Origin of the sequence: Rhizobium sp. Leaf371 (assembly GCF_001424045.1) — a bacterium.
In the GTDB taxonomy this organism is placed as follows: domain Bacteria; phylum Pseudomonadota; class Alphaproteobacteria; order Rhizobiales; family Rhizobiaceae; genus Ferranicluibacter.
The window spans coordinates 179696-201928 of sequence record NZ_LMQB01000026.1 but is presented as its reverse complement, the minus strand read 5'-3'; the positions used below and the strand labels follow the sequence as shown (position 1 = coordinate 201928).

Below are 22233 nucleotides of genomic sequence, written 5' to 3'. Positions count from 1 at the left end.
CCTCTCTCGTCCCGTGCTTGCAAGCGATCGAAGTCCCGGACTGCAGCGTGTTCAGCGACACTGACGCAACACGATAGCCAATCCCGGACACTCTCGGAAGGGCTGTTGCGCGCGGTGAATGCACCGCCTCCATTTCGCTGCGACGCAACATGAATACCCCGTTCAGCGACCATTCATGTTGCGATTGCGATAGTGGCGTCATCGAACAGGGAGAAGCACGCCTTCTGACCGGTTCGCCATCAAGCCGGGCCGGTTGGCCGGTCTGGCGCGACAACGAGTTTTCCCACGAGGGATAAGATAGTGTCATTGTTTCAGGTCTATGCGAGAGCCCTCCAGTATCTCGCCGCTCACAAGCTTCGCGTTTCCGCCATCGTGGTCGCCAATATCGTCCTGGCCTGCATCACGATCGCCGAGCCGATCCTGTTCGGCCGCATCATCGACGCGATCTCCTCCAAGACGGAAGTCACGTCGACCCTGATCATGTGGGCGACGCTCGGCATCTTCAACACCATTGCTTTCGTGCTGGTTGCCCGTGAGGCCGACCGCCTGGCGCATCAGCGCCGCGCGACGCTGATCACGGAAGCCTTCAGCCGCATCATTTCCATGCCGCTGTCCTGGCACAGCCAGCGTGGCACGTCGAACGCGCTGCATACGCTGCTGCGGGCTTGCGAAACGCTGTTCGGCCTCTGGCTCGAATTCATGCGCGAGCATCTCTCGACGGCCGTTGCGCTGACGCTGCTGGTTCCCACCGCCTTTGCGATGGACTGGCGCCTGTCGATCGTCCTCGTCGTTCTCGGCACGCTCTATGTCGTCATCGGCAAGCTTGTCATGGCGAAGACAAAGGACGGCCAGGCTGCGGTCGAAGGTCACTATCACACCGTGTTCGGCCATGTGTCGGACGCCATCAGCAATGTCTCGGTCGTTCACAGCTACAACCGTATCGAAGCCGAAACACGCGAACTGAAGGCCTTCACGCAGAAGCTCATGTCGGTCCAGCTGCCGGTCCTCGACTGGTGGGCGCTGGCCAGCGGCCTCAACCGCATGGCTTCCACGATCTCCATGATGACGATCCTCGTCATCGGCACCATCCTCGTCCAGCGCGGCGAACTGGGTGTCGGCGAAGTGGTTGCCTTCATCGGCTTTGCGAACCTTCTGATCGGCCGTCTCGACCAGATGAAGAACTTCGTCAACCAGATCTTCGAAGCCCGCGCCAAGCTGGAAGACTTCTTCAACCTGGAAGACTCGGTTCGTGACCGTGAAGAGCCTGCCGATGCCGGTGAACTGAACCATGTTCGTGGCGACGTCGAGTTCCGTGACCTGACCTATCACTTCCCGGGCACTTCGGATGGCCTGCACGACATCAACATCAAGGTGAAAGCCGGCCAGACCATCGCCATCGTCGGCCCGACCGGCTCCGGCAAGACCACGCTGATCAACATGCTGCAGCGTGTAAACGAACCGGCCTCCGGCAAGGTCCTGATCGACGGCGTCGATGTTGCCAAGGTGACCCGCAAGTCGCTGCGTGCCTCGATCGCCACCGTCTTCCAGGATGCCGGCCTGCTCAACCGGTCCATTTCGGACAACATCCGTCTGGGCCGCGAAGATGCCACGCTCGAAGAGGTCGTGAAGGCCGCTGAAGCTGCCGCTGCTTCGGACTTCATCGAAAGCCGCGACACGGGTTACGACACACGGGTCGGCGAACGGGGCAACCGCCTCTCCGGCGGCGAGCGCCAGCGGATCGCGATCGCTCGTGCCATCCTGAAGAACGCACCGATCCTGGTGCTGGACGAAGCCACCTCCGCGCTCGACGTGGAAACCGAAAACCGGGTGAAGGACGCCATCGACAACCTGCGCAAGGATCGCACGACCTTCATCATCGCACACCGTCTCTCGACGGTTCGCGAAGCCGACCTGGTGGTCTTCATGGACCGTGGCCGGATCGTCGAAATGGGCGGGTTCAACGAACTCAGCCAGTCCAACGGCCGCTTTGCAGCCCTGCTGCGGGCCTCGGGCATCCTGACGGACGACGACGTCCGCCGCGCGACGGCTGCCTGATCCGTCAGCGATCGAATCACCGGATACGAGAACGCCCCGTCGAAAGCGGGGCGTTCTTGCGTTGGGGCTAGGCATTGGCGTCGCGATCAGCGGCGAAGGGCCGTGACCTCGATCTCGATCAGCATTTCCGGGCGGATCAGGCTGCAGACGACCATGGTGGCCGCCGGGCGGATCTCGCCGAAGGCTTCCCCGAGGATCGGGAAAACCCGGTCGGCGAAGGCGGCATCGGTGATGTAATAGTGGCAGCGAACGACATCGGACAAAGAGAAGCCGGCTTCCCGGACGACGCCGTCGATGGTCCTCAGGCAATTGCGGGCCTGTTCTTCAACCGTGTCGGGCATGGTCATCGTCGCGTAGTCATAGCCCGTCGTGCCCGAGACGAAGCACCAGTCGCCCTGCACCACGGCACGCGAATAGCCCGCCGTTCTTTCGAACGGCGAGCCGGAAGAGATCAGGCGACGGGTTTCCGGTGCTTCAGCGTCGGGCATCAAGCCCAGGGCCGCTCGACGGCATTGGCCTTCTCGAAGCCATCGATGGCCGAGACCTTTTCCAGCGTCAGGCCGATATCGTCGAGACCGTTCAGCATGCAATGACGCTTGAAGGCGTCGAGCTCGAAGCTGATCTTGCCGCCGTCGGGGCCGGTGATCTCCAGGTTTTCGAGATCGACGGTGAGGACGGCGTTCGAGCCGCGGCTCGCATCGTCCATCAGCTTTTCCAGGTCTTCGGGGCTGACGACGACCGGCAGGATGCCGTTCTTGAAACAGTTGTTGTAGAAGATATCGGCAAACGACGTCGAGATGACGCAGCGGATGCCGAAGTCGAGCAGTGCCCACGGCGCATGTTCGCGCGAGGAGCCGCAGCCGAAATTGTCGCCGGCAACGAGGATCTTGGCATCTTTGTAGGCGGGCTTGTTCAGAACGAAGCTTTCGTTCGGCGTGCCGTCCTCGTTGTAGCGCGCCTCGGCGAACAGGCCGGTGCCGAGCCCGGTGCGCTTGATCGTCTTCAGGTAATCCTTCGGAATGATCATGTCCGTGTCGACATTGACGACGGGCAGGGGAGCGGCGACGCCGGTGAGCTTGACGAACTTGTCCATGGCCTTGCGACTTTCGTTTCCAGAAGAGGGAATTGCTCGCGCTTTAGAGCAAAACGCCGATGATTTGAAGGGAAATTTCTGGCTGTGAGGCGGCCTCCGCGACGCCTGGGTGCCGGAAACGCGCGTTAACCCGCATCTTTCGGTTGCCATTCCGGAGCGAGGTCTTGGAGAACGAAACCTGCGGCATAGGTAAAGCGTTGAGGACGGTGCGCATGCAATGCGCCGCCCCACCACAGGAGGACGTTCCCAATGGGCATTTTCGATAAGATCAAGGACGCGATCTTCGGCCATCACGATAAGGCCGCTGCACCCGCGTCGCCGACCGGCACGACCATCAACCCGACCGGCACCGGTCCCGTCGTCGCATCGACGGCACCCTCGGCCACGCCGGTTGCCCCGACGGGAACGGCAGGCACGGCTACGGCGGGCACGACGTCCGGGACCCCGGCAGCGGCGCCGTCGCAGGCACCTTCGGCCACATCGGCATCCGGTCCGGTCGATGTCGCAGCCATGCTCGACAAGGCCGTTGCCGCCAAGGGCCAGAAGCTCGACTGGCGCCACTCGATCGTCGATCTGATGAAGGCGCTTGGCATGGAAGCGAGCCTTTCGGAACGCAAGGAACTGGCGCAGGAGCTGCATTATACCGGCGACGCGAACGATTCCGGCAAGATGAACATGTTCCTGCACAAAGCGCTGCTGCAGAAGCTGTCGGAAAACGGCGGCAAGGTTCCGGCCGAACTGCTCGACTGATCCGGATCCTCACGGATCGACGTCGAGGTCAATAAAAAGGGCTTCCGCGGCGACGCGGAAGCCCTTTTGTTCGGTGTGGCTTTTCAGAATGGACGGCTCAGATTTCAGGGCAGCCGTCCCGGTTGGCGAACGTGATGCGCTGCGGACCGCGGCGGGTCATGCCTTCGACGACGACGCGACGTTCGGTGACGCGGACGACCTCGGGATCGCGCAGGCCGGAATCGCGGGCAGCGGCGCGGGCTTCACGCTCGCCGCAGCGATCGCGACCACGCTCCCGACGGGGCTCGCGAATGACCGGACGAATGCCGTCCGGGCCGACACGCAGCTCGACACCCTGGGCGTTGGCAACGCCCGCAAACCCTGCGGTTCCGCCCGCTGCAATCGCCAGCGCCATGCCGGCAGAAACGATAATTTTCATCATGATACGACCTCCCACGCGCCATTTCGCGCCTTGAACAATCTCCTTCAATCCAATTGGCAGAATTTGGTTCCAGCGCTTTGACAGGACATGATGCGAGAGCGCCGAGGCATGTTGCCATGCCGCGGCGCATCCCGGTTTCTCAATCGTCGCTTTCCATCATAGCGGGCTCGATGGCGACGGGCTCCATGACGTCGCGTCCGCCGGCAATGATCGACCGCTTGCCGACATGGTTCGCCGCGCCGACCAGGCCTTCGCGCTCCATGCGCTCCACCAGGGAGGCGGCCCGGTTATAGCCGATCTGGAGGCGGCGCTGGATGTAGGAGGTCGAGCACTTCTTGTCGCGCAGCACCACCTTCACGGCCTTGTCGTAGAGGTCCTGACCGTCTTCCTCGGCCATGCCGGACTTGTCGAACACGGCCGTATCTTCTTCGGGAGCCTCTTCCACCTCGTCGGCATCCTCCGTCACGGTGCCGAGATATTCGGGACGGCCCTGGGCCTTCAGATGAGTGACGACCTTCTCGACCTCTTCGTCGGAGACGAACGGCCCGTGGACACGGGCGATGCGTCCGCCGCCGACCATGTGCAGCATGTCGCCCTGTCCGAGCAGATGTTCGGCACCCTGCTCGCCCAGGATGGTGCGGCTGTCGATCTTCGACGTCACCTGGAAGGAGATGCGGGTCGGGAAGTTGGCCTTGATCGTGCCGGTGATGACATCGACCGAGGGACGCTGCGTCGCCATGATCAGGTGGATGCCGGCGGCACGCGCCATCTGGGCGAGCCGCTGGATCGCGCCTTCGATCTCCTTGCCGGCCACCATCATCAGGTCGGCCATCTCGTCGACGATGATGACGATATAGGGCATCGGCGCGAGATCGAGTTCCTGCTCCTCGAACACCGGCTCGCCGGAGCCGCGGTCGAAACCGGTCTGGACCGTCGTGAACACCGTTTCGCCCTTGGCGCGGGCGATGGCCGCGCGGCCGTTATAGCCGTCGATATTGCGCACGCCGAGCCGCGACATCTTGCGATAGCGGTCTTCCATTTCCCGCACCGCCCACTTCAGTGCCATGACGGCCTTCTTCGGGTCGGTGACGACGGGCGTCAGGAGATGCGGGATGCCGTCGTAGATCGACAGTTCCAGCATTTTCGGATCGACCATGATCAGGCGGCATTCCTCGGGCTTCAGCCGGTAGAGCAGCGACAGGATCATCGTGTTGATCGCCACCGACTTGCCGGAACCCGTCGTTCCCGCAACGAGCAGGTGCGGCATCTTGGCGAGTTCCGCCACGACCGGCTCGCCGCCGATCGTCTTGCCGAGGCAGAGCGGCAGCTTGAACTTCGTTTCCTCGTAGCTGTGGGACTCGATCATCTCGCGGAAATAGACCGTTTCGCGCACCGGATTGGGCAGCTCGATGCCGATGACGTTGCGGCCGGGAACGACCGCGACACGGGCCGACAGGGCCGACATGGAGCGGGCGATATCGTCGGAGAGGCCGATGACGCGCGAGGATTTGACGCCCGGTGCCGGCTCGAATTCATAAAGCGTGACGACCGGGCCCGGCCGGACATCGATGATCTCGCCGCGGACGCCGAAGTCCTCCAGCACGCTTTCCAGCAGGCCGGCGCTCTGCTCCAGCGCTTCCTGGCTCATGGAGGTGGTCTGCTGGAACACCGGCTCCTGCAGAAGATCGACCGGCGGCAGCTGATAGCCCTCCATCTCCGGCAACACCGAGAGATCGATGGCGCGGGCGGCGGCACTCAGTTGCAGAGAGGGGGTCAGACGTCCGGCGAGAACCTGCGCGGCGCGGATGCGCGGCTTGAAGGCAGCCGGCGCATCCGCCTCGGCAACTTCGGGAACGGCGGAGACTTCGGCGGCAACCGGCTCCGGGGCAGCATGTGGCGCAGGCTCGGCTTCGACCGTCGCGACGTCTTCGGCGATCGGCAAGATCGGGGGCTTGGTCGCGCCGACCTCGATCACGCGGTAGAGCGCCGTGACGGATTCCGGGCTTGCGCGAAACGCGATGGCCGGCGTGACGGGTGGCGTCGAAAGCGCAAGCGTTTCGGGCGAGGTGGCGGCCTGCTCGGGCACCGTCTCGACAGCCGCGGCCTCGCGAATGGCTGGAGCGGGAACGAGAGAGAGCGACGGATCGAAATCCGGGTTCGACAGCAGTGTCTCGAAGAAGAGCGCGTCGTTGATCGCAAAGCTGAAGGCGCGGGGTGCGACGGTCGCGATGGCGGGCGGCTCCGCCTCGACGGTCACGGTCTCGATGACAGGCGTCAGGACAGGCTCCGCTTCCATCGTCTGCGCTGCCGCCGGCGCGCCGGCGCGCGGTGCTTCGATCTGCGCCTGAGGCCAGCCCTCCGGCTGGGAAAACTCGCGGCGCAGTTTCAGCGCCAAGGCGAGCGCGCCACGCGCTGTCGCGAAGTCGGTGGGGATATCGAAGGTCTGTGTCATTTCGGGGCGTTCCATTGAGGCGTTGGCCTCTGTCATGTCCGCGGTCAACGCGGCGAGGGGCTCGTTGATCTGCACCATTTCGAGCATGTGCGGCGATTTCGGGCTGCGTTTCGGGTAGGCGCTGTCCGGTGTCCGGGTGAAGCGGACATTCGGGCCGATGACGAAGTTGCTCTGCCAGATCGGTGCGCGTCCTTCGATCTCGCCCGCGGCCATCTCGTCGGCATTCTCCGTATCGGTGCCCGACAGGAAAGCGCTGCCGAGCGTCTCCGGCGTGCCGTAGATGCGCTTGACCGGCTCGATGCGCTGGTGCGCATCCTCCGCTTTCGTCGTTTCGATACCGTGGGGAAGATTCGTTCTGGATAGACGCATGGGAACCTGCAAACTCGGGAACATGAGGGCCGATGGGCACCTCTATTCAATAGAAAATAAAGGTTAATCAGCCCTTTCCACGCGACACGCCCAACAGGGGTGAAAGGCCGATGTACCTTTGCTACAGTATTGTAATCGTTGACTTAAGAATTATCGCTGCCCTGAAATGCGCAAAAAAATTTCTCGCAAGGCTGGAACCGGACGGCAAAGCAGGTCATTAATACGTCAGGCGGAAATGTGCAGGCGCGACCCGCCCGCGTCGAAGCAAAGTGAGGAGACGCAGATGAACACTCTACTGCCAGAGCTTCACCAGGGGCATGCTCCGATTACCCTGCATCAGCTGTTCCGCGAGGCGATCGACGCCTATGAGGAATGGGACGGCGGCGCCGATGCGCCGACCCTCTACTACCAAGGTGCACTCCTGCCGATCACGCTGATCTTCGATCATATGCGCGGATGCACCGATATTCTGCCGACGTCCGTCCGGGAGGTGGTGACGTCGCAGTTGACCAAGCCGTGGTCGAGCGAAAGCCCGCTCGACGACATGACGGTGTCCACGGCGGCCCGCATCATGGGCATCATGGTGCGCAAGCGTCAGGTGCGCAGCGGTCGCGCCGATATCAATGCCTTCATCCGACGGATGGAGCGACAGCAGGCGCATCGCGCCGTTCGCTGAGAACCAGACGAGGGGCTGCGAAAGCGGCCCCTTTCTCGTTGTATGACGGCCTTTTCGTCCGACGGGGCATCCTACCCGTCGATGGCAGACTTTAACGGATCGTGAAAACCGCTTGATGGCGGGCCGGACCCATGGTGTAATCCAGGATCACGACAGAAACCGCATATGTGTGAACGCATGCGCCGGTGACGTCCCAGGGACGATCGGGGCGAGGGCATCAGGTTCAACAATCCGACACCTGCCAGAGGTGGCAGCAAGGGAGGAATGATATGACGGTTCAGGGCTTTTCCATGTCCAGCCGACGCGCACCTGGCGACCCGCTCGATATCGCGGTGGTCGGTCGCGGCTTCTCCGGCATCATGATGGCCATCGCTCTCCTGAAGACGGTCTCGCAACCCTTCCGGTTGCGCCTCTTCGATCCCGCGCCCACCATCAGCGGCGGACAGGCGCTTGCCGGCGCGCGTTCGACCGAGATTCTCAACAGTCGCGCCCGGGATCTCTCCGTGGCGACCGGGGAGCCGAAGGATTTCACCCGCTGGCTGCAGGCCAGCAGCGAGTTTCGCGATGCCGTGTCCGCCGCCATACCCGGTTTCGGACAGATCTTCGTGCCGAAGTCGATCTTTAGCGATTATGTCTACCAGCGCTTCTCCGAGGCGCTGGCCCAGCGGCGCGACGTCACGGTGCAGATGTCCCATGATGTCGCCGACGATCTTCGACGGCTCGATCATGGCGGCGTGCGTCTCGGCTTTGCCGATGGCGGCGCCATGGTGTTCGACGACGTGATCCTTGCCACCGGCTACGGGCTGAAGGCCGATGCCGGCGACGTGGCGCGGGCGGTGACCCGGGAAATCACCACGCCGGAAAGCGTCGAAAAGCATGTGATCGTCATGGGCAGCGGTCTTCGGGCCATCGACCAGGTGCTGCAGCTGCGCGATGCCGGGTTTGCCGGACGGATCTCCATTCTCTCGCGCCGTGGCTTCCTGCCCCAGCCGCACACGCGGCTTGCTGCCGATTCCGTGTTTCCCACCCAGCCCATGCCGTCGCAGCTGCGCCATATCCTGCGGTTCGTGCGGGAGGCCTGTGCGGAGGCGGAAGAGAACGGCTGGAGCTGGCAGGCGGCCATGAACGGGCTGCGCAAGCGGGCAAGCTCGCTCTGGTCGTCGCTTCCGCCCAGCGAGAAGCGGCAGTTCAACCGGCATCTCCGCTCGATCTACGACGCCCATCGCAACCGGCTGCCTGCCGACGTCCATGCCCGGCTGGAGCGCGAGCTCGGCGCCGGCCTGACGGACCTCAGGCGCGGCACGGCGCTGCGGCGGTCGAGCGAAGGCCTCGTCGTGCGTTGGGCCGGGGAGCAGGGCGAAAGCCTGTTCACGGCCGACCGGATCATCGATTGCCGCTGCCTGTCGGCCGATCTCGACGTGCCGGTGATCGCCGCCGCCCTTCGCAATCAGCTCGCTGTCACCGACGAATTGCATCTCGGCCTCGCGGTCAATTCGGCCGGCGAGCTTCTGGACACGCGTGGCCGCCCGCTTGGCCTCTTCGCCATCGGCCCGCTCGGGCTGGGCTCCCTGCCGGACATCGATCTGGTGCCGGAAATCGTCGCCCAGACCTATGCCGCAGCCGCCCTCATCGACCTGCGCGCCCGCCCGCAACGACAGGCCGGCTGAAGAAAGCGTCTGTCTCGCAAAGGTCCTGTTCAACGACGGGTCTGGCGAGCGTTTCACCCCGAGGCTCCGGTCTCTCCTTCCTGCTCCCCGGCAAAGTCCGTTTGCATTGACAATGACGGGGGCTGGACAGAGAGTGACGACGGAACCGGCCACCTTGAGCAGGCCGGACCTTGTGGGGGAAATTCGCTATGCGCGCGACACTTCGGTTTTCCGTCGGTCTTCTGATGCTGCTCGGTTCGACGATTTCGGCCGTGGCCGCCGGGGGGCGAACCGTCGTCACGACGCCGGACCGCGACTATTTCGGTTTCGACCTGCGCACGGAGCAGAATCTGTCGCTGGCCGCCTGCGAGAAGGTCTGCATCGCGGACCGCAACTGCCGCGCCTTCACCTATAATCCCAAGGTGAAATGGTGCTTCCTCAAATCGGATTTCCATACGCTCAATGATTTTCCCGGCGCCGTCGCCGGCCGGATCGTCGATGCTGCCACGGCCGGCCCGGATATCGGCGCGCCGCTCGCCTTGCCTTTCCTCTCGGACGATCTGGTAACCCAGGCACGAGACGCCAAGCGCGCGCTCACCGTGCCGGACGATCGCGCCGAAGCCGGTCGCGCGGCGCTCGTGGCGCAGGCGGCTCGCGAACGCCAGGATGGCGCGATCGAGGCATCCCTGCAGAGCCTCATGGCCGCCCTTGCGATCGATCCCGAGGATGGGCGCTTGTGGACGCAGGCCTCCCGCACGGCCAATCTCATCACCGGCAATGCGACGGTCGCCAACCAGTCGGCGCTCGCCGCCATCAATGGCTACGAGCTTTCGCGCACCGCCACCGACCGCGCCGATGCCCTGGCGACGCTTGCGCAGGCGCTGGCGGCCACCGAAAGCTACCGCCCGGCGCTCGAAGCCTACAAGGCGAGCCTTGCCCTCGTCGAAAACCCCACGGTGCGGGCCGCTTTTGCCGATCTGCGCAGCAAGAAAGGTTTTCGCGTGATCGGCAACACGGTGGAGGCGGAGGCCGCTTCGCCGCGCGCCTGCGTGCAGTTTTCCGAGCCGCTGCAGCCGGGCGTCGACTACACGCCATTCCTGGCGCTCGACAAAGCCGCGCCGCAGGCCGTCGAGGCGAAGGACAGCCAGATCTGCGTCGAAGGGCTGTCGCATGGCCAGCGCTACAAGCTGTCGCTGCGCCCGGGCCTCCCGTCATCCGTCGAGGAGCCGCTTGAGGCCGCCGTCGATCTCGATCTCTACATTCCCGATCGCCCGGCCATGGTGCGCTTCACGGGCGACAGTTTCGTGTTGCCGATGACGGCGCGCCGGGGCATTCCGCTCGTCTCGGTCAATACGACGAGCGCCAATCTCAAGCTTTATCGCGTCGGCGATCGCAACATCGCCCAGCTACTGACGAACTCGCAGTTCCTGACCCAGCTCGACGGCTACAGCGCCGACCGCATTCGCGACGAGAGCGGTGAGCTTGTTTGGCAGGGCACGATCGATCTCCAGACCGACCTCAACAAGGAGGTCGTCACCAGCTTCCCGGTTGACGAGGCGCTGCCGCAGCGCAAGCCCGGCGTCTATGTGCTGACGGCCGTCTCGGCCACCGGCGCGTCCAACGAATGGGACAGCCAGGCCACGCAGTGGTTCGTGGTCTCCGATATCGGCCTGTCGACCTTTGCCGGGACCGACGGCCTCAGCGTCTTTACCCGCTCGCTGTCATCCGCACGGCCCCTGCCGGGCATCGTGCTGGAGCTCGTCGCCAAGAACAACGAGGTGCTCGGCACCGCGACCAGCGATGCCGACGGCCGCGCCGTCTTCGATGCAGGCCTGCTGCGCGGGGCCGATGCCGCTCTGCCGGCTGTGATCTCGGCCCGGGCCGGGACGGACGACTATGTGTTTCTCGACATGACGCGCGCCGGCTTCGACCTGTCGGATCGTGGGGTTACCGGTCGCCCGGCTCCGGGTGCCGTCGATGTACTGACCTGGACCGAGCGCGGTATCTATCGCGCCGGCGAGACGGTTCATGTGTCTGCGCTTGCCCGCGACCCGACCTCCACCGCCGTTCCAGACCTGCCGCTGACCTTCGTGTTCCTGCGACCGGATGGCGTCGAGGACCGGCGGATCGTCTCGACGGACGGCAAGCTCGGCGGCTACACGCTCGAGATGGCGCTGCAGCCGAACGCCATGCGCGGCACCTGGACCGTGCAGGTCTTCACCGACCCGAAGGGCAAGGCGATCAGCGAGAAGCCGTTTCAGGTCGACGACTTCGTGCCGGACCGCATCGAATTCGATCTTGCAAGCACCGCAAAGGCCATCACGCCCGGCACGCCGGTGGCCGTGACCGTCGATGGCCGCTACCTCTATGGCGCGCCGGCAGCGGGCCTCGAGCTCGAAGGCGATGTGCTTTTGAAGCCGACGCATGAAAACGCCGACTATCCCGGCTATGTCTTCGGCCTTGCGGACGAGGAGAACACCGAGGACAGCCGCCAGACGCTCGAGATGTTGCCGCCGCTCGATGCGGATGGAAAAGCGACGTTCGATGTCGATCTTTCCGAGCTTCCCGCCACGACCCAGCTCGTCAACGCCACGATCGCGGTGCGGCTTCTGGAAGCCGGCGGGCGCGCCGTCGAGCGGACGCTGGAGCTTCCCGTGCGATCCGAGACCGACCGGATCGGCATCAAGCCGAATTTCAGCGGCGCACTCACCGAGAATTCGACGGGAACGTTTCAGGTGATCGGCGTCGGGCCGGATGGCGCGCGCAAGGCGATGACGGGCCTGAGCTGGAAGCTCATGAGCGTCGAGCGGCAATATCAGTGGTATCGCGAAGGAACGGCCTGGCGTTATGAACCCATTCTCTCGACGAAGCTTCTGTCGAACGGCACGGTCGATGCGGGTCTCGATGGCGGGACGCTCAGCGTTCCCGTCACCTGGGGTCGCTATCGGCTGGAGGTCGCGGGTCCCGGTGGCGATCCCGTCTCCAGCGTCGAGTTCGATGCCGGCTTCTATGTCGCGGCAACCTCGACGGAGACGCCTGACGGGCTGGAGATCGCGCTCGACAAGGACAGCTACAAGGTCGGGGAAACCGCAACCCTCAACGTCTCGCCGCGTTTTGCCGGCGAACTGCTGGTGACCATCGGTTCCGAAACGCTGATCGCCACCAAGTCCGTCTCGATCCCCGCGACCGGAGACAAGATCGCCCTGCCGATCACGGCGGAGTTCGGCGCCGGCGCCTATGTCACCGCGACGCTCTATCGCCCGGGCGATGCGCAGGAAAGCCGCATGCCGATGCGTGCGATCGGCGTCAAATGGCTCACGGTCGATCCGGCCGAGCGCAAGCTCGACGTGTCGCTGACGCTGCCGGACAAGACATTGCCCCGCCAGACGCTGAACATTCCGGTCAGCGTCGCGGGTGCCGGTGTCGGCGAGGAGGCCTATGTGACGCTCGCCGCCGTCGATGTCGGCATTCTCAATCTCACGCGCTATCAGGCGCCGGATCCGGATGGCTGGTACTTCGGCCAGCGCCGGCTCGGGCTCGAGATCCGCGATCTCTACGGCCGCCTGATCGATGGCTCGCTGGGTGCGACCGGACGTCTGCGCACCGGCGGCGATGGCGGTGCCATGGCGCTGCAGGGCAGCCCGCCCAAGGAAAAACTGGTCGCGTTCTTCTCCGGCCCGGTCAAGCTCGATGCCGAGGGCAAGGCCATCATCGGCTTCGATATTCCGCAATTCAACGGCACCGCGCGCGTCATGGCCGTGGCTTGGACGAAGACCGGCGTCGGTCATGCGAGTGCCGACGTGATCATTCGCGATCCGGTCGTCGTCACGGCCAGCCTGCCGAAGTTCCTGGCGCCCGGCGACAGTGCCGAGGTGCGTCTGGATATCGCCAATACTGACGCGCCGGCCGGCGATCTCTCGATCACGGTCGAAGCCGATCCCTCCCTCTCCGTCGATACGGCGTCGCTCGGCCAGAGCTTTGCCATTCCGGCCGGCTCGAAGATCGACGTGACCCTGCCCTTGAAGGGCGTGCAGCCGGGAGACGGCACGCTGACGGTCAAGATCGCCGGTGCTGATGGCCTGTCGCTCGACCAGATCCTGTCGATCCCGGTCCGGCCTGCCTCCCTTCCCGTCACCACCCGCCTTCCGGTCGAACTGAAGCCGGGGGCGAGCCTTGTCGTGGATGAGGGTCTGCTGGCGGAAAGCCAGCTGCGCGGGGCGTCCGTCAGCCTCAGCGTCAGCCGGGCTGCGGCGTTCGATATTCCCGCACTCCTGATGGTGCTCGACCGCTATCCCTATGGTTGCGCCGAGCAGACGACGAGCCGCGCCTTGCCGCTTCTCTATCTGAGCGAACTCTCCGCTGCATCCGGTCTTGCCGTGGACGGCGATGTGCGGACGCGGGTTCAGGATGCGATCCATCGCGTCCTTTCCTACCAGTCGTCCTCGGGCAGTTTCGGGCTCTGGGCGCCGGGTTCCGGCGATCTCTGGCTCGACAGCTACGTGACCGAGTTCCTGACCCGTGCCCGCGAGAAGAACTTCGACGTGCCGGAGCAGGCCATGGTGCAGGCGCTCGACAATCTGCAGAACTCCCTCTCCTACGACGTCAACGTGGCGGAGCAGGGCAATGGCATCGCCTATGCGCTCTATGTTCTTGCGCGCAACCGCAAGGCTGCCATCAGCGACCTACGCTATTATGTCGATACGAAGCTCGGCGAATTCCCGACCGCGCTTTCCAAGGGCCATCTGGCAGCGGCTCTTTCGCTCTATGGCGATGCGAACCGGGCGGAAACGGTATTTTCGCAGGCGGCCACCATGTCGAAGGATGCCAAGATGGCCGATCTCGCCCGGTCGGATTACGGCTCTGCGCTTCGTGACGATGCAGCCGTCCTGACGCTCGCCGCCGAAAGCCGTCCTGTTCCGACGATCATTCCGGCACTTGCGAAACAGGTGGCCGCCGCCTGGGATCGCACCTCGACGACCAGCACGCAGGAACAATTGTGGATGCTGCTTGCCGCCCGTGCCGTATCTGGCGGAGACGAGGGCCTTTCCCTGACCGTAGACGGCGTGGCGACCTCGGGCACCTTTGCCGCCCGCAAGACGGGTGACGAGATTCTTGCCCGGCCCGTCACCATCGCCAATAGCGGCCAGGATCCGGTGACCGCGACGGTGACAACCGTTGCCGCGCCTGCCTTCCCGCTGCCGGCCGGCGGCAATGGCTATGCGATCGAGCGCAGCTACTACACGCTCGACGGCGAACCGGCGAATGTCAGCGAGGCCCGCCAGAACGAGCGCTATGTGGTGGTGATCAAGGCGACCGATCTCAATCCCGGTCCGGCCCGGATTCTGGTGACCGACCTTCTGCCCGCCGGCTTCGAGATCGACAATCCGACGCTGGTGGACAGCGCCAAGCTGTCGAATTTCGAGTGGCTGGGCGAGATGCAGGCCGCCCACAGCGAGTTCCGAAGCGACCGTTTCGTTGCCGCTTTCGACCATGCGTCCGGCGATGCGAACGAGATGACGGTTGCCTATGTCGTGCGCGCCGTGACCCCCGGCACCTACGATCATCCCGCCGCAACCGTCGAGGATATGTACCGTCCGCAATTTTCCGCCCGCACGGCGACGGGCCGCATGGAGGTTCGGGCGGTCGAGTGATGCGTCCTTCGGATAGCCCACTCTTGAAGCCTCGCGGTCTTGCCCGGGCGATGACCGCCACCCTCGTCGGTGGCGGCATGCTTGTCGCGATCGTCGTCGTCGCCGGTTTCGGCATCGATGCCGCGGATCATGCCTATCCGCCGCCGCTCGACGGCCCGGCGCTCGCGACATCGGCCGAAATGGTCGATCGCGACGGCCGGCTGTTGCGCGCCTTTGCGACAGGCGATGGACGCTGGCGGCTGAGGACGACCGCAACGGATGTCGATCCGCAATTCGTCCGGATGCTGGTCGCCTATGAAGACCGCCGGTTCGCCGAGCATGACGGCATCGATTTTCGCGCGCTTGCCCGTGCCGCCGTGCAGTTCATTACCCATGGGCGCATCGTGTCTGGCGCCTCGACCCTGTCCATGCAGGTCGCCCGCCTGATCGAGCCGCGCGAAAGCCGGTCGATCGGTGCAAAACTTCGGCAGATGGTGCGCGCGTGGCAGCTGGAGCGCCGGCTGACCAAGGCGCAGATTCTCGACCTCTACCTCACCCATGCGCCCTATGGCGGCAATCTGGAGGGCGTGCGGGCGGCAAGTCTTGCCTATTTCGGAAAGGAGCCGCGCCGCCTGACGGTCGCGGAGGCCTCCCTGCTGGTGGCCCTGCCGCAACTGCCCGAACGTCGCCGCCCGGACAGGCATCCCCGGGCGGCCGAAACGGCCCGGGCCCGCGTGCTGGAGCGTGCTGCAGTTGCCGCCGTGATCGGCGAGGGGGAGGCGGAGCGCGCAAGCCTTATGCCCGTGCCCGGTCGCCGGCGTCCCTTGCCGACGCTCAGTCCGCATCTCGCCGAAACCGCCCGCCGCAAGGCGCCTGCCGCTCCCACGCTGCGTACCACGCTGGTCGCGCCCGTTCAGGCCGCGCTCGAATCCGTGGCGAAGGCTGCAGCGGAGCGGGCGGGGCCGCGCCTCTCGATCGCGATGGTCATGGCCGATGCGGCCACGGGCGAGATCCTGGCAGAGGTGGGTTCTTCGGATTACTTCGATTCGAGCCGCAAGGGCTGGATCGACATGACCCGCGTGCCGCGCTCGCCGGGATCGACGCTCAAACCCTTCATCTACGGCCTTGCCTTCGAGGAGGGGCTGGTCTCGCAGGAGACCGTGATCGAAGATCGCCCTGCCGACTTCTTCGGATACCGCCCGCGCAACTTCGACATGACCTATCAGGGCGACGTCACGATCCGTCAGGCTTTGCAATTGTCGCTCAACGTTCCCGCCATCCGCTTGCTGGATGCCGTCGGCCCGTCCCGGCTGATGTTGCGCATGCGCCGGGCCGGCATCAACCCCATCCTGCCGCCCGAAGAGGCCCCGGGTCTGGCGATCGGGCTCGGCGGCCTTGGCGTGACGCTGCGCGATCTGGTGCAACTCTATGCCGGGCTGGCCAATGAAGGCGACCCTGTGCGCCTCGGCGATGGGGTCGATTCCGTGCCCGGACCGATGTCCGGCGAGCCGATGCTCGATCCGGCCGCGACATGGCAGGTGGCCGATATTCTCTCCAGCGTCCTGCCGCCCACCGGAAGCGCCCGCCGTGGGATCGCCTACAAGACAGGCACGAGCTATGGCTATCGCGATGCCTGGTCGGTCGGTTATGACGGGCGGACGGTGCTCGGCGTCTGGGTCGGGCGCGCCGACAACGGTGCCGTGCCGGGCATGACCGGCTATGCCACGGCGGCGCCGGTCCTGTTCGAAGCCTTTGCCAAATCGGGCATTGCCGGCGTGCCGCTGCCGCTGGCGCCGGCGGGCGCCGTTCGCATTGCGGCACAGGAGTTGCCCATCAGCCAGCGCCGCTTCTCCATGACGACGAGCGGCCTGCCTCGCGCCACCATTCGGGAAGCCGCACCGCAGATCGTCTATCCGCCCGAAGGCGCGCGCGTCGATCTCGGCAAGGATGTCGCAGGCGTGCCTTTGCCGCTGATGCTCAAGCTCCAGGGGGGCCGGGCGCCGTTTCGCTGGCTGGCCAATGGCCGGCCCCTGGCCGATCTGACCCGGCGGCGCGTCAACCAGTGGGTGCCGGATGGGGCCGGCTATTCCACGCTGACGGTGATCGACGCGGCGGGACGCGCGGCAAGCGTCCGGGTCTTCCTGCAGTGATCAACGCTCTCTGACCTGAAAGCGGCAGACCTGAAAGCGCCCAGACCTGAAAACGGACGCGCAGCAGCGCGCCTGTTGCCGCCGCGTCAGTTCTTCTCGTCGAGCGCCTTCAGCACACGCTTGAGAAGTTCTTCCTCGTCGAGAACGCCGTGTCGATAGAGCGTGAGGACGAGGGCGGCGACAGGATTGCTGGCATCGCTGTCGGGCGCGATCTTGCGTTTCTTGCGAGCGGCGTCGTAGACGCGCTGACAGAGAGCGACATGCTCGGGAAGCATGGGTTCGTTACGCCAAGGCATCGGTTCAGTCTCTTCTCGTTAACGCTGCCAGGCGATGGCCGAGCAGTTTTCATGTTCGGGATATCCCGTAAATGAAAATAGGGCAGTTCGGGTAAAAGTGTAAAACCTCATTTGGTTCGATTTACGGAAAAACAATGGTTCTCCTCGAAAAAGAAGCGCGTAGAAGGCAAGAATTCTTCCAACGCTGACGGCTTATAAACAGCAAGCAGGCCTCCTGAATCCGTCGGGGCGCAGGTTTTTCTACGACAGCCGCTTTGATCCATACTGCAACTTCCACGACATATTGAAATAGCTGTGGTAAACGTTACGTGACATGAGATGGATCGTACGGCGACGACATCCGCGCCGGATCGGCAATAAAGGCTGCTGTAGAGTAGCCGGGAGCAGGTCATGCTGGGCTCGTATGTTTTTCAGGAAGGGACTGTGATTACGCCGACAGAGATGGATATGCTCTTTCGCGTCTTCCAGCGTCTCTGCGATCATCGCCAGATACCCCATACCGGCCCGAAGGCCGAAATCGAGGCCGCCTATCTCGTCGCCTTGTTCAGCGACGGCCTGAACACAGAGGAGCTTCTGTGGAGCGTGGTCGGCGCGGAGGCGTAAAACAGCGCTCCGGCTTGGATTTCCATAGCTTGCCATGCGATGGCATCCCAGAACGCTCGCACGGTCATCACGTCTGCACCCGGCAGGCCGATGGTCAGGTCGCGGTAGCTCTGCGAACGGCTGCCTTGATCGCGGCTTCCAGACCATCTGCATCATAGGGCTTGCGCAACAGCACCGCATCCGGTGGCGCCCTGTCCGGTGCGTGATCGTTGCCCGTGGCAAAGACGATGCCGAGGGACGGGTTCGTCGCCAGAGCTTCCGCGGCCAGATCCGCGCCGGAGGCATCGGGAAGGCCGAGATCCGTCACGAGAACGTCGATCGTGCGATCGGCCAGCCTCTCCCTCGCCTCGCGCGCACTGCCTGCCTCGATCACGGCATGGCCGAAATCCTCGACGAGTTCGACGGTGTTGGCGCGGATCAGCGGGTCGTCCTCGACGACCAGAACCGTCAGCGGCGCCGGCTCGGGTGCCCGTGTCACGAGCGGCACGGATACGGGAGCCGCTGGGATGGGCGCATCGGACGTTGCTGCTGCGGGATGGGACGTGGCTGCACCTGACGCGTCGAGACCGGGAGCGATCGTGCCCGAGACCCGCATGTTCATGGCGGAGCGCTGTTTCTGGTTGGCGATGACATGCCGGATTTTCCGGGCAAGCGCCTCGCGGGTATAGGGCTTGGAGAGAAGCTCGACGCCTGCATCCAGACGACCGCCGTGAACGATCGAGTTCTCGGTATAGCCCGAGGTGAAGAGCACGGCGATATCGGGCAGGCGCTCTTTTGCCTTGCGCGCCATCTCCACGCTTTTCAAAGGTCCGGGCATGACGACGTCCGTGAACAGGAGATCGATCGCGATGCCGCTTTCCACGACGCTCAGGGCGTTCTGCGCATTGGTCGCCTTCAAGACGCCGTAGCCGAGATCGCTCAGCATCTCCACGACCGTGTTGCGCACCTCGTCGTCATCCTCCACCACGAGGATCATTTCCGTGCCGCCGACAACGGGGCCGGACTGGATCGTGACCTCGCGGTCTTCGCCGGCCGTGGCACGGGGCAGATAGAGCTTGACCGTCGTGCCGTGACCGACCTCGCTGTAAATCTTCACATGACCGCCCGACTGCTTGACGAAGCCGTAGACCATCGACAGGCCAAGCCCGCTGCCCTTACCCTCGGCCTTCGTGGAGAAGAACGGCTCGAAGACCTGTTCCAGCACCTCCGGCGCAATGCCCGATCCCGTATCGCTGACCGAGAGAACCACATATTGGCCCGCCTCGACTTCGGCATGGTTGCGGGCATAGTCGTCATCGAGATAGGCGTTACCGACCTCGATCGTGAGCTTGCCGTTGCCTTCCATGGCGTCGCGCGCGTTGATCGCAAGGTTCAAGACCGCATTCTCGACCTGTACCGGATCGACAAACGTGTTCCACAAGCCGCCGGCGACGATGGTTTCGAGCTCGATCGCCTCGCCGATCGAGCGTCGCAGCAGATCGTCCATGCCCGACATGAAGCGGCCGACATTGATGACCTTGGGCTCCAGGGCCTGTCGGCGACCAAAGGCGAGGAGCTGGCTTGCGAGCTTGGCGCCGCGGCTGACGCCGGCCAGTGCGTTGGCGACCCGCCGTTCGGCTCGCTCATTGCCGGCCACGTCCTTGGACAGAAGCTGCAGATTGCCGGAGACGACCTGCAGCAGATTGTTGAAGTCGTGGGCGACGCCGCCGGTCAGCTTGCCGATCGTCTCCATCTTCTGCGCCTGTTGCAAAGCCCGCTCCGCCTGGCGGCGTATGGCGATCTCCTCGCCGACGCGGGCCTCCAGCGTCTCGTTGAGCAGACGCAACTGCTCTTCGGCGCGCTGGCGGTGGCGAACCTGCCGCTCCAGGTGCACCGCGTGGCGGCGCAGCTCGTCTTCCGCCTGCCGCTGGTCGCTGATATCGGTGTGGACGCCGACCCATTCGGTGATGTCGCCCTGCTCATCGAAGATGGGAACGCCGCGAATGGCAAACATCCGCCAGGCGCCGTCATGCCGGCGCACCCGGTGCTCCCAGATGAAGGTGTGCCGGTGTGCAACGGCGCCGTTCCAGGCCTCGACCGTCGCCTGCCGGTCGTCGGGATGCACCGCATCCGCCCAGCCGTAATCCTGATAGGCTTCGTAGGCCTGGCCTGTCAGTTCGGCCCAGCCCGGCTGCGGCCCGATCATCCGGCCATCGGCGCTGTTGGTCCAGAGCACGCCATGCACGGCGCGCACCGCGGCGCGAAACCGGTCGTTGCTGGCCACCAGCTCGCGTTCGGCACGCTTGCGGTCTTCGATGTCGATCAGCAAGATGTAGATGCCATCGACCGTGCCGCCATCGGTCATCCGCGGAAGGTATCGCACCTCGGCGGTCCGGTCGTCGCCGCCCGGCCTGCGGATCACCGTGTCCGTGACGACAGGCTCGCCGGCAAAGGCGCGATCGAGAAAGGGGAGCCGCTTGCGATAATAGTCCTCGCCGATGATCTCGCCGATGTGCCGGCCGACGACCGCACTCGCGGGATGGCCGAACCAGTCCAGATAGCCCTTGTTGGCAAAGCGGTAGATGTGATCGACATCCAGGAACCCGACGAGAATGGGCAGCGCATCGCTGATCCGGCTCAGTTCGGCCTGGCTTTCGGCCAGCGCCCGCACGGCCCGCACGCGATCGGTGTTCTCCAGCACTGTGCAGAGAACGCCATCGACCGCGCCCTCGTCGTTGTAAATGGGCGTGTAGAACAGGTCGAAAACGATCTCTTCGGGCCGACCATTTCGGTTCAGCACCAGAGGCTGATCCCGAAAGCTCTGGACCTCACCCTGAAGGCCGCGGCTCAGGATCCGGCTGTTCCAATCCCAGATTTCCGGCCAGATCTCCGGCACCTTGCCGCCGAGCGCGCTCGGATGATTGCCGCCGGCGATTTCCCGGTAGCCGTCATTGTAGATCATCACATGATCCGGACCCCACATCAGCACCTGCGGGATCGGCGAGTTGATCATCGAGTTGACCTTGATTCGCAGATTGGGGGGCCAGGTGGACATCGGCCCGAGCGAGGTCGAGGCCCAGTCGAAGTCCCGAATGCGGCCGCCAAGCTCGCCACCGCCGAAGGGCCAGGTCGCCTTGCTGGAACCAATGCTCATGATGTTCGTATCTCGCCGGCTGTGCGTGATGGATCGGGATAGGGATGACTACTACTGCATTATCCGGGAAATCGGAATCGATTCGCCGCAAAAAATCCTGCGACAGCTCAACGCGTTAGAGCCGAAGGACAGGGACGACGAACGCGAGGAGCCCAATGGCAAGGCGCCTCGCGGGGCGATGGCCTTTCTGTGCGCCTCGACGGAACCGAGATGGCAGACCGTAGTTCGACGGTGCATCCATTCAAAGGAGATCACCCCATGAAACGCATTCTTGCCGCCGTCACGGCATCCCTTCTGCTTGCAACCGGCGTTCACGCCCAGTCGGCCGCTGAAAAATCCGGCATCAACAGCGTGGCCGGCATCGCGCCAAAGACACAGGACTTCGTGCAGGAAGCGGCGGCCAGCGACATGTTCGAGATCGAATCCAGCAAGCTTGCGGTCGAGCGGGGCGACGAGGCCACCAAGGCCTTCGCTCAGCAGATGATCGCCGATCACGAAAAGACCAGCAGCGAACTGAAGACGATGGTCGGCGACCTCAAGCTCAGCCCGCCGCCGGCCAATGCCCTGTCATCCGCCCAAAAAGGCATGCTCGACGATCTGAAGGCGCTGCAGGGCGCCGATTTCAACGAGGAGTATCACGACCAGCAGGTCACCGCCCATGAGAACGCCGTCGATCTCTTCAAGCGCTACGGCGAAGAAGGCGAGACGGCGGAACTGAAGAGCTGGGCTGCCAAGACGCTGCCGGCGCTCCAGCATCACTACGAAATGGCCCAGACGCTCGACGCCGAGTAACGCCACGCCGCGATACCATGGCTGAGGACGGATCGTCCCGGCCCCGCAGGCGGGCCTTTAGAGCCACCGAGACGGCAGCGTCGTTGCTGCCTTCTCGCATCTTCCCGTTCTAGCCCGATATTGGTCTGGCGAAGGGAACCAATATTCGGCATCAGTGTTCTCTAAAG

Annotated in this window: 14 protein-coding genes; 8 read left to right on the top strand and 6 right to left on the bottom strand. The window is 64.3% G+C overall.

The window, feature by feature from the left end; all coding sequences use genetic code 11:
* Window positions 1-300: 300 nt before the first annotated feature.
* Window positions 301-2055 carry a glucan ABC transporter ATP-binding protein/ permease gene (locus tag ASG39_RS18185; RefSeq protein WP_062596380.1) on the top strand — a complete coding sequence of 585 codons (1755 nt, stop codon included), beginning with the start codon at window positions 301-303 and terminating at the stop codon, window positions 2053-2055.
* Window positions 2056-2141: 86 nt separating this feature from the next.
* Here ASG39_RS18185 and ASG39_RS18180 read toward each other — a convergent pair whose 3' ends face one another.
* Together ASG39_RS18180 and leuD are read right to left on the bottom strand one after the other, a co-directional pair.
* On the bottom strand, window positions 2142-2543 hold the full coding sequence (locus ASG39_RS18180; RefSeq protein ID WP_062596379.1) for a RidA family protein: 402 nt from the start codon (window positions 2541-2543) through the stop codon (window positions 2142-2144).
* The gene (gene leuD, locus ASG39_RS18175; protein WP_062596378.1) at window positions 2543-3148 is read right to left on the bottom strand and encodes a 3-isopropylmalate dehydratase small subunit; all 606 of its coding nucleotides are present in this window, start codon (window positions 3146-3148) and stop codon (window positions 2543-2545) included. Before leuD ends, ASG39_RS18180 begins: the two co-directional genes overlap by 1 nt.
* Window positions 3149-3397: 249 nt before the next feature.
* Here leuD and ASG39_RS18170 point away from each other — a divergent pair, with 249 nt between their 5' ends.
* A complete protein-coding gene (locus ASG39_RS18170; protein WP_062596377.1) occupies window positions 3398-3898 on the top strand; it encodes a DUF3597 domain-containing protein in 501 nt (166 codons plus the stop codon).
* 97 nt (window positions 3899-3995) lie between these two features.
* On the opposite strand, the gene ASG39_RS23470 is transcribed toward ASG39_RS18170, so the two are convergent.
* Together ASG39_RS23470 and ASG39_RS18160 are read right to left on the bottom strand one after the other, a co-directional pair.
* Window positions 3996-4319: a hypothetical protein gene (locus ASG39_RS23470; protein ID WP_082477348.1), complete on the bottom strand. Its 324-nt coding sequence runs from the start codon at window positions 4317-4319 to the stop codon at window positions 3996-3998.
* Window positions 4320-4458: 139 nt separating this feature from the next.
* Window positions 4459-6984 carry a DNA translocase FtsK gene (locus ASG39_RS18160; RefSeq protein ID WP_062596417.1) on the bottom strand — a complete coding sequence of 842 codons (2526 nt, stop codon included), beginning with the start codon at window positions 6982-6984 and terminating at the stop codon, window positions 4459-4461.
* 439 nt (window positions 6985-7423) lie between these two features.
* Here ASG39_RS18160 and ASG39_RS18155 point away from each other — a divergent pair, with 439 nt between their 5' ends.
* From ASG39_RS18155 to pbpC, 4 genes are all read left to right on the top strand, one after another.
* Complete coding sequence (locus ASG39_RS18155; protein ID WP_062596375.1) at window positions 7424-7816, top strand: hypothetical protein; 393 nt, start codon at window positions 7424-7426, stop codon at window positions 7814-7816.
* A 269-nt stretch (window positions 7817-8085) separates the two neighbouring features.
* Window positions 8086-9483 (top strand): FAD/NAD(P)-binding protein, encoded by a 1398-nt coding sequence (locus ASG39_RS18150; protein WP_062596374.1) that lies wholly within the window; start codon window positions 8086-8088, stop codon window positions 9481-9483.
* Between the two features lie 188 nt (window positions 9484-9671).
* A complete protein-coding gene (locus tag ASG39_RS18145) occupies window positions 9672-15113 on the top strand; it encodes an alpha-2-macroglobulin family protein (RefSeq protein WP_062596373.1) in 5442 nt (1813 codons plus the stop codon).
* A 50-nt stretch (window positions 15114-15163) separates the two neighbouring features.
* On the top strand, window positions 15164-17242 hold the full coding sequence (gene pbpC / locus ASG39_RS18140) for a penicillin-binding protein 1C (RefSeq protein ID WP_062596372.1): 2079 nt from the start codon (window positions 15164-15166) through the stop codon (window positions 17240-17242).
* An 86-nt stretch (window positions 17243-17328) separates the two neighbouring features.
* Here pbpC and ASG39_RS18135 read toward each other — a convergent pair whose 3' ends face one another.
* Window positions 17329-17538: a hypothetical protein gene (locus ASG39_RS18135; protein WP_132535224.1), complete on the bottom strand. Its 210-nt coding sequence runs from the start codon at window positions 17536-17538 to the stop codon at window positions 17329-17331.
* Window positions 17539-17961: 423 nt separating this feature from the next.
* Between ASG39_RS18135 and ASG39_RS23975 the strand changes: the two genes are divergently transcribed.
* Window positions 17962-18141, top strand: coding sequence for a hypothetical protein (locus ASG39_RS23975; protein WP_132535226.1), 180 nt, complete (start codon window positions 17962-17964; stop codon window positions 18139-18141).
* Window positions 18142-18235: 94 nt separating this feature from the next.
* Here the strand turns inward: ASG39_RS23975 and ASG39_RS18130 are convergent, their stop codons facing one another.
* Window positions 18236-21274 (bottom strand): PAS domain-containing protein, encoded by a 3039-nt coding sequence (locus tag ASG39_RS18130; RefSeq protein ID WP_062596370.1) that lies wholly within the window; start codon window positions 21272-21274, stop codon window positions 18236-18238.
* Window positions 21275-21532: 258 nt separating this feature from the next.
* On the opposite strand from ASG39_RS18130, the gene ASG39_RS18120 reads away from it, so the two are divergent.
* On the top strand, window positions 21533-22066 hold the full coding sequence (locus ASG39_RS18120; protein ID WP_062596368.1) for a DUF4142 domain-containing protein: 534 nt from the start codon (window positions 21533-21535) through the stop codon (window positions 22064-22066).
* The last annotated feature ends 167 nt before the right edge of the window (window positions 22067-22233 follow it).